Source organism: Bartonella senegalensis OS02, from assembly GCF_000312545.1.
GTDB classification, from domain to species: Bacteria; Pseudomonadota; Alphaproteobacteria; order Rhizobiales; family Rhizobiaceae; genus Bartonella; species Bartonella senegalensis.
Window position 1 is genome coordinate 1,060,713 of record NZ_HE997540.1, and the last position, 7,815, is coordinate 1,068,527.

General features: G+C 37.1%; 7 protein-coding genes. 3 read left to right on the forward strand and 4 right to left on the reverse strand.

Going from position 1 to position 7,815, the window contains the following annotated elements; genetic code table 11:
* Positions 1 to 69: 69 nt before the first annotated feature.
* The 4 genes from purE to BN200_RS09655 all read right to left on the reverse strand — a co-directional run bounded on the left by purE (position 70) and on the right by BN200_RS09655 (position 3,440).
* Entirely contained in the window at positions 70 to 567 is a 498-nt protein-coding gene (purE, locus tag BN200_RS04265; RefSeq protein ID WP_019221261.1) for a 5-(carboxyamino)imidazole ribonucleotide mutase, read from the reverse strand.
* A gap of 1,451 nt (positions 568 to 2,018) precedes the next feature.
* On the reverse strand, positions 2,019 to 2,285 hold the full coding sequence (locus tag BN200_RS09645; RefSeq protein ID WP_244426869.1) for a hypothetical protein: 267 nt from the start codon (positions 2,283 to 2,285) through the stop codon (positions 2,019 to 2,021).
* A gap of 269 nt (positions 2,286 to 2,554) precedes the next feature.
* Entirely contained in the window at positions 2,555 to 2,827 is a 273-nt protein-coding gene (locus tag BN200_RS09650) for a hypothetical protein (RefSeq protein WP_244426871.1), read from the reverse strand.
* Positions 2,802 to 3,440, reverse strand: coding sequence for an ATP-binding cassette domain-containing protein (locus BN200_RS09655; RefSeq protein WP_019221262.1), 639 nt, complete (start codon positions 3,438 to 3,440; stop codon positions 2,802 to 2,804). The genes BN200_RS09650 and BN200_RS09655 overlap by 26 nt, the downstream gene beginning before the upstream one ends.
* Positions 3,441 to 4,839: 1,399 nt before the next feature.
* Between BN200_RS09655 and BN200_RS09190 the strand changes: the two genes are divergently transcribed.
* The 3 genes from BN200_RS09190 to BN200_RS09900 all read left to right on the forward strand — a co-directional run bounded on the left by BN200_RS09190 (position 4,840) and on the right by BN200_RS09900 (position 6,217).
* Complete coding sequence (locus BN200_RS09190) at positions 4,840 to 4,992, forward strand: DUF5993 family protein (RefSeq protein ID WP_019221265.1); 153 nt, start codon at positions 4,840 to 4,842, stop codon at positions 4,990 to 4,992.
* Positions 4,993 to 5,002: 10 nt separating this feature from the next.
* Complete coding sequence (locus tag BN200_RS04295) at positions 5,003 to 5,584, forward strand: disulfide bond formation protein B (RefSeq protein WP_019221266.1); 582 nt, start codon at positions 5,003 to 5,005, stop codon at positions 5,582 to 5,584.
* A 501-nt stretch (positions 5,585 to 6,085) separates the two neighbouring features.
* The gene (locus tag BN200_RS09900) at positions 6,086 to 6,217 is read left to right on the forward strand and encodes a hypothetical protein (RefSeq protein ID WP_280109555.1); all 132 of its coding nucleotides are present in this window, start codon (positions 6,086 to 6,088) and stop codon (positions 6,215 to 6,217) included.
* Positions 6,218 to 7,815 lie beyond the last annotated feature (1,598 nt).

Below are 7,815 nucleotides of genomic sequence, written 5' to 3' on the forward strand. Positions count from 1 at the left end.
TGTGAGGAGGACGCGTTGGATGAGGTGGGGGTGCTGGATGAAGCGGGGGTGCTGGATGAGTGTGTCATTTTAAACCTCAGTTTTAGGCGTTTGTGCGACATTGGCTGTTTGTTGTTGACGCCAATCGTCTAACCGTTGTGCCAAATGATCATCATAAACTGCCATCACGGCTGCTGCTAACAGTGCTGCATTAATAGCGCCTGCTTTGCCAATGGCTAATGTGCCAACCGGTATTCCTGCCGGCATTTGCACAATTGAAAGCAAAGAATCTTGACCAGAGAGAGTGTGCGACTGCACTGGAACTCCAAAAACAGGAAGGGGGGTGAGGGCTGCAAGCATACCAGGAAGATGCGCTGCACCACCAGCTCCGGCAATTAAAACTTTAAAACCTGCCGCTTTTGCTCCTTTCGCAAATTGGTAAAGTCGTTCAGGAGTCCGGTGTGCAGAGATAATTTGCGCAGTATGAGAAATCTCAAGACAGGTTAAAATATCCGAGCTATGGTGCATCGTTTGCCAATCCGATTGGCTGCCCATTAAAATCGCTACGTCACATGATTGTTTCGTCATTCTAAATCCTTTTCAAGTGTTCAAGGCGATTCTTTCTCCTTTATTCTTTAAGAGTCTTAAACGCTTTTTGCAAAGTCAATTGATCACAGAACAACAGTTTTTTTCAATTTGGTTTTCATTGAAGAGGGGCTATCAATTGTAAGACAAAGTAAACGATAAAGAAGTTCCGTACTCAATGGGAGGACCTATAAAATATTCACAACAGCGCGGTTTTTATTTAATAGTGATTTTTATTTTGCTTTAAAAAACCTTACACGTTTCTTCAAATGTGTCTTATAAAATTGGTATCTAACGATTTGATTGATGATTTTTGCTTGTTCCTTTTACCCCTCATGTTCCTAGAGTTGTGCTTTTTTGATTTTGAGGTTTGGATAATTACTTTATTCCATGAAGTGAAAGAGCTTAATATCTTTGATTGCAGCAAGTCTTGTGCGATAAAAGCTGAAATGAAGAGATGTGTAAGAGCCCTCAACGAGGGCTCTAAAGTGCGTGCCAATAAAGAGCGCTAAGAGCAAGAATAAAGACAAGAGTAAGGGGTGTGTTCTGCTAGAAAATACACAAACCCGATAGTTTAGAAAAGTCAATATTCTTGGAGAGCGCCAATTAGAAAAGAGAGATTTTTAAAGGGCTGATTTATTTCAATGATGATGTTGCGATACCGTTGAAATCAAGCTGCTTTTCCTCTTATCCACAAAGTCCGTTGAAGTGACAGATTGTTTTTTTATAGACAACAAAAGTTATGAAAATACTGAAAATAGCGCTTAACAAAAAATAGCCTATATACCATTCATTTTTACTAAGCAGAAGTGACACGGGGAGGGAAGCAGAAAACGCTAGGGGCACAAAAAAAGAAGCCATTTTACAAGATTTAGGGGATAAATTGCTATGGGCATAAAGGAAAGGTGGTAAAGCATTGCATGAAAATAGGCGACAGGCATCTTACGGCTGGTTAGGAATGTTATAAAGTTGAAAAGCATGAAAAAACATAAATTTACGATAAAAACACAAGAAATTGCAACGATAAAGAAAAAACATCTCAGCTTTAATCTCTGACATATCCGGTAATGTTACAAAGAAAAAGGCACTTACACAAACAATAAAAAGCTTGAGAAGATAAAGAGGTTTGCACCAGCCAAGCAAGATTAAAAGCCAAATTGAAACAAGCTTGGTCAGATCTCCCTCAATCTTACCTTCTGCGACGTTTCCAAAAAAACTTTCAATAGAATTGGTAAAAATATCCCAAGCAAAATGAAAACTACAAAGATAAGATGAATTTCATCTCTGCTATAGTTCCCAATGCTTCCTGAAAAAGAAGAGATTTTATCAATAAAGAGAAATTGAATAAAATAATAGCATAGCAAAGAGAAAAAATAAATTCTCCCGTGAAATTCTTTCCATAGATAATTTGGTGGCGCATATTCATGCTGATAAAGTAAAGGATTGTTTGCACCTCATCCCCCCGCTCCATGATAGGATTTCATTCCTTTCTTCCAAGCAAGATGAATGAAGAATAAAAGACGCGAAATATAAAAAATACTCCCTAACAGCAATTGTTGAAATACCGCTAGGGTCTGTGTGGAGAGAAATTCGGCAGGAGCCGATATCGTGAAACGATAAGGATTAAACTGCATCAATGGAATGAGCCATGTTGGCCAAAAAGAGGGAGGAACAAGAGTGCCACCAAAAAGCGCTGAACTGAGAATACTAAAAAACAGCAAGATATTGTATTCAATTACCCAGAAACTCAATAAGGCAATGGCAAAGGAAAGGACAAAACACAGCAATTGCGAGAAAACAACAGAAAAGCTATGAACAATCTTAAAATATTTTCATAGGATAAAATAAGCTTTACAGCAAAAATAACTAGTAAGGGCATGGTATAGAGAACACTTTCACCCAAAAAGGGTAACAGCATTTGCATCATGTAACTGAAGGGTTTGGTGAGATAGAATTCTAATTTCCCTCCTTTCACATGCTGAGAGAAAGATTAAATTAAATCATAACCATTATTTAAGCGTGAAAAAATTAAGGTAAAGGCATAATAATAGATCATATCACCAAAGACAAAACCGTTTATGCTGTCGCCCCTCTCAGAAAAAAGGATATTCCACAACAGAAGTTGAAGCACGAAGGGTGAGAGTGTTCCCATAACAATATCGGTAAAAAATATTGCTTTGTCATTGAGAAGTGTGCGCAATCCATTCTTGGCAAAGAGAAAGAGAGCAAAGCAATGGTTAGAGAAATTCTTTAAATTTAACACGCAGCATCTCTTCAAGTGAGGGAGTGGACACAGAGAACGGACAGTTAAGTTCTGTTGCGATCTCTCTTATGAAATAGGCAACATCTTCACGGGTGAGTGAAATCTCCTGTGTACATTTTTCATCATTAAAGTGTTGCTCTTTTAAAGGGTTGGATAATTTTAACACAAGTGCATCAATGCTTTTTATAATACTTGAAGCTTTTGGCAAGTGTTCACAAAAAAGCGTTATTCTCAAACATGAGGGGATCATCTCTTTGAGCGTCTCAATAGCGCCATGAAATTGTTTTTTTCCTTTATGCAAAAGAATAATATCATCAACATAACCATCGATATCTCCCATATCATGACTTGTAGTGATATATCCTAGACCTTGCTCTTTTTTTAGTTTTTTCAGCAGTTCTTTGATTTCATGTTTCGAGGTAATATCAAGACCAATTGTTGGTTCATCGAGAAATAACAGTTGAGGCTTAAAGGACAAATTGAATGCTAATTCGCTTTTTACTCTCTCACCAAGACTGAGCATGCGTACTGGCTTATTCATGATATGTTCAATATCCAATAATTCAGTGATCTCTTTAAGGGGGCGGCGACAAAGAGCTTCCTTCAAGGTCATATAAGGGTTGAACCATCTCTAGACTGTAGCGTAAAGGTAAATCCCACCATAAGCAATTTTTGTGACCAAAGATTACGTCTAGAGACTTGAACAGAGTTTTTTGGCTTTGTACGGTTCACCCTTAAGACTTTAACGCTTCCTTCATTGGCATATTGTATACCAGAAAGTATTTTAATTCAGTGTTGATTTTCCTGCTCCATCCGGACCAACTAGGGCTAGCGATTGTCATGAATAAAGGGTGAAGCTGATATCTTTTAGCACGTGATGATTTGAATAGGTTGGTTTGAAAAGAGAGACCACCTTATTTTTGAAACCAGTTGCACTGTTTATGCTGCGGTATATTTTTGAGACGTTGTTAACATCAATTAATAATGAACCCATTCGTCTCATCCCCCATTTCAATTTCTCTCTTGTTTTCAGGTTTTCGTGATGTTTGCATATTTGCTTGCATTTATCAAAAAAATAAACACTCCCAAGCTCTCCTTATGGCAATAAAATGCATCTGACTTTTATCTTCTCATTTTTTGTATGGCATGTTTCTTCAGTATGATGCGTTTTTTTTAAGTTGCTCTTGATATCCTGAGCACTTGTTTTTTCTTTTAAGATGATCTTTCGGATCGTTTAAGTGAGCATAGAAATATTGCAGAGCTGAAAGAGTCCCTGCACTGATAAAATCTAACTGTGTAGTCAAAATCTGGGAGTGTAGTCGAAATCTCCGACCGTAGATTTATATCTTCCGCATGCCAAACCGCGTTGATGGAGCAATCTTTTTGAGAGGATAAGCACTTTCGAGAAGTTTGGCTTTTTTAGTCCCACTTTTATTCCCGATGCTCAATATTTTAATATACTCCCCTCCAGAATATTGGATACTGCTTTTACTCTTAATGCTCTTTTGAAAATTATTCGAATTCTTTTTTCTGGGAGATTTTAGCGATATAAACAGATCTGTTGTAAAATCTTGGGAAATTCTCATCGTTTTTTGTTTGCTAAAAAAGCAGAAAAATGGGCATAGTGATGTTATCATTTGAACTGTCATTTGTATGGTGCAAAAAGAGCTCTTTATGGCAAAAAGAAGAACTGTAGATTGTAAAAATACAGATATAAAAATCTCAATATTGAGCGAATAAGCATTATTTTGTCGTTTAGATGATTCTTGTAGGGGGAGGGGGGAAATACGTTCTTTTGCTTCATGAAAAAGTTAGTGCATGCTAAAACTTTTTGCTTGAAATTTGCTTTTAGCAGCCTTTCTGTTTCATTATCTTGCCTCCCCTTCATAAAGAAAACAAAATATAATTGTGGATTGTAATAATTTGTAATGAATTGTGAATAATTAAATATATTGTCTCTTTTTAGCCTCATTTTGCGATATCTATGCAATCATATAAGAAAGGAGACTAGAATGTTTGTTCCGTTTTTAATCGCTTTAGGTACAGCAGTAACGACTGTGTATGGCAAGAAAAACATAAGTTATGCCTTATGGGCAGTTCTCTTGGTTGTTATTCTTCTTACTTTTAATCATCATGCAACTTCTACTTTAAACTTGTCTTTTTGAGATAATAATCATGGAACATGTTCAACAAAAAAATCATCATTTCGTTATATTTATGAATACATTAGGACTGATAGGACTTTCTTTTGTCCTGTTGGTGGCTTTCTATTATCAACTGGTAAAGTTTGAACTGCCTTGCCCTCTTTGTCTTCTTCAGCGCGTCGGTTTGATCCTGGCAGGATGTGGCTTCCTTCTCAATATTCACCATAAAGTCAAAAATACCCATTATGGTATGGTTATTCTTGGTTGTATGGTAACCAGTGTGGTTGCTGCACGTCAGGTGTTTTTACATATCACTCCAGATGATCTTGGATATGGTTCAACCTTCTTTGGACTGCATTTTTATACTTGGGCATTCATTATTGCAGTGATGTGTATTTTTGCAGTTGCCTTCCTCATGATTCTCGGTGAATTATCTTACACATTCAAAATGTCTGCACCTTTTCCTTCACTCAGTAGAATGGCAAGTTTTCTCTTTATATTTTTAATCGCAGCAAATTTAGTTTCTACTATACTTGAATGTGGAACTGGGCAATGTGCTGATGATCCCGTAAGATATGAGTTGTTGTCTTATTGGTTTTCTTCCTCTTCTTAAAGAGGTCTTTTAAGAGATTTTCCTTTTGAATGTTATAACTAAAAGTGCGGCACTCTGTTAACTGTGCCGCTTCTTTTTTGCAAATTTTTTGCGAAAGCTTTTGAGAAAAAAAGCTCTCCAGCTTTTGATCCGCTGAGGAGATATCTTCTTTGTTGTCAATGCCTTGTGATTGGAACGCTTTTTCTTGAAATGGGTATGGTCAATTTCTCAGCCTGTTTGATTCATTTTTCCAGTTCTTTGCGTTAAACAAGAAGAGGCGTTAAATAGGAAGAGTTTTTGACTAAAAATGTTTGCTGGTCAAAAATGAGGGGGAGGGGAAGAGCTTATCTGTCGGTGAATTACTGTTTTTTCTGTTATCATGAGGGGCGGTCTTCTCGTGATGGCTTTGTCATGAGAGCAGATTTTTTACTGCAGCGATCAGAGACGCGTATGGATTTTTCCTGTTAAACGAGGATATGCCTTTTGGGAAGATGAATTGCCCAATATGCTTAAGCAGCTTTGATGATGGGGAAGCATTTTAATGATTATGTTCCTAGCGGGTATGGGACAACCGGTTTTGTTGTTCACACAACGAGGTATAATCCCTATGCGTGCACAATTTTTGCGCTTTTAAAGGCGGAGAAATTTTCGTGAAGCCATAAAGCTGGAGCTATGGATTGAGATTATCGGGGTACAATAGCGCAACTTTCATTACATTTTTGATGAAGCTAGCTTCGATTTTTTTGGATAAAAATGCGATAACGGTAAAGGAATAAGCAATGAGGAGCGTGGGGAGAGCAGTGCGCTTGTGGGAAATGTTTTAAGTTTTCTTATGGTTTTTCTTCCTTCAGTTTCCCTGTAACTTTACAGGAGTATGCTCACAAAACACGTTGTGCATTGAAGAAGTTTGAGACAAGTTGTGCACCGAGAAGTTTGAGAGAAAGAGGCATGCCCATAGAAGTGCAAGCAGGCATTAAGGGATGAGATAAAGACCAGAACAGGACAAAACAACAAGGCTGCTGGTTTTGTATTTTTTGCAGATTCTTTTAAAAAATGCTCTTATTAGAAAACATCATAAGTGGACTTCTCAGTGTTATAGAGGATAGGAAAAAAGGATCTCTCTAAAAACAGCAAAAGTTTTATGCATTGCACAGTTTATGATGCGGATAGTATGTATTTTCTTCTGTAAAAGTCGTAAGATATTGGTTTGTAAAGAGGGAAGATCAAAAAGAGCTTCTATAAACGTATTTTTGATCGATAAACAAGCTTACCATCGTGTTTCATTTTATACTCTTTTCTGTGTTTCTGTAAAACTATTTTTTAGAATACAAGGAAACGAATTTTTAAGCTGCTTTTTTGTTTTAGGTGTAGAACAAGTGCAATCAATTGATTTATAAGGATAGTTTATCATTTTGCGTGTCGAATGAGAGCTTTGAATATTGTAAAATTCTCTCATTTTAAATCCTCTGAGAGTGAAGCAATCAAAATCATTTGTTTGCACATTATTTGCACATTATTATTTGCACATTATAAGTTGAGGCTGTCATGTTAGTAGGACTTCTTTAAAACCTTAAGAAAAGAGTAAAAACGGCTTTTCTAAACGCTTTCCATGCAAAGGGCATGGCAATATTTTCACTGGTAAGGAAAATGGTGGTACCGTCGCGTGCTTGATAAACGTAAAGATGGTGGTGGACAATGGCTTTACCAGTATACCTGCAGGTTGTTGTGACAGGGGATTTTTTGTGCTGACGGGTATTTCTTTAAAATAAACACGTGAATGTGCAAAATAATGGCGTTTTGTTGCGTGTGAGGGGCGTGCAAAGTCCTTTGTTTTTGGGATCTTAAATCTGAGAGAGACAGAGATTTGATATTTGAGGGCAGATATTTCAGGAGATGTCTTGAAGCATGCCTTACTTTTCTGGTGTTTGTGATTGCGGAATCGTTTCCATAGAGAGAGTCGGTGTTTCTATGTTTCTTTGTTGATTTGTGCAAGCAACGCGAAGGCTTTAAAACTTGATGGACAACGGTTGATAGATGCGTTTTTTTCAAGAGACGGCTATAGGTTTATTAAAGACAGCTTTTTAAAGTGGTATCATGTGACGGATTTTATACTGCTTTGCTGTTTTCTGTAATTTTTTAAAAGCGTAAAAATGATAAAGCGTAAATCTTTAAAGAACATAGAAGGATTGTGGGTGATCTGTGTCCTTACAAATCTGCTGTAAAGATGGAAAAAAAGAGCGCGTTGGAGGATG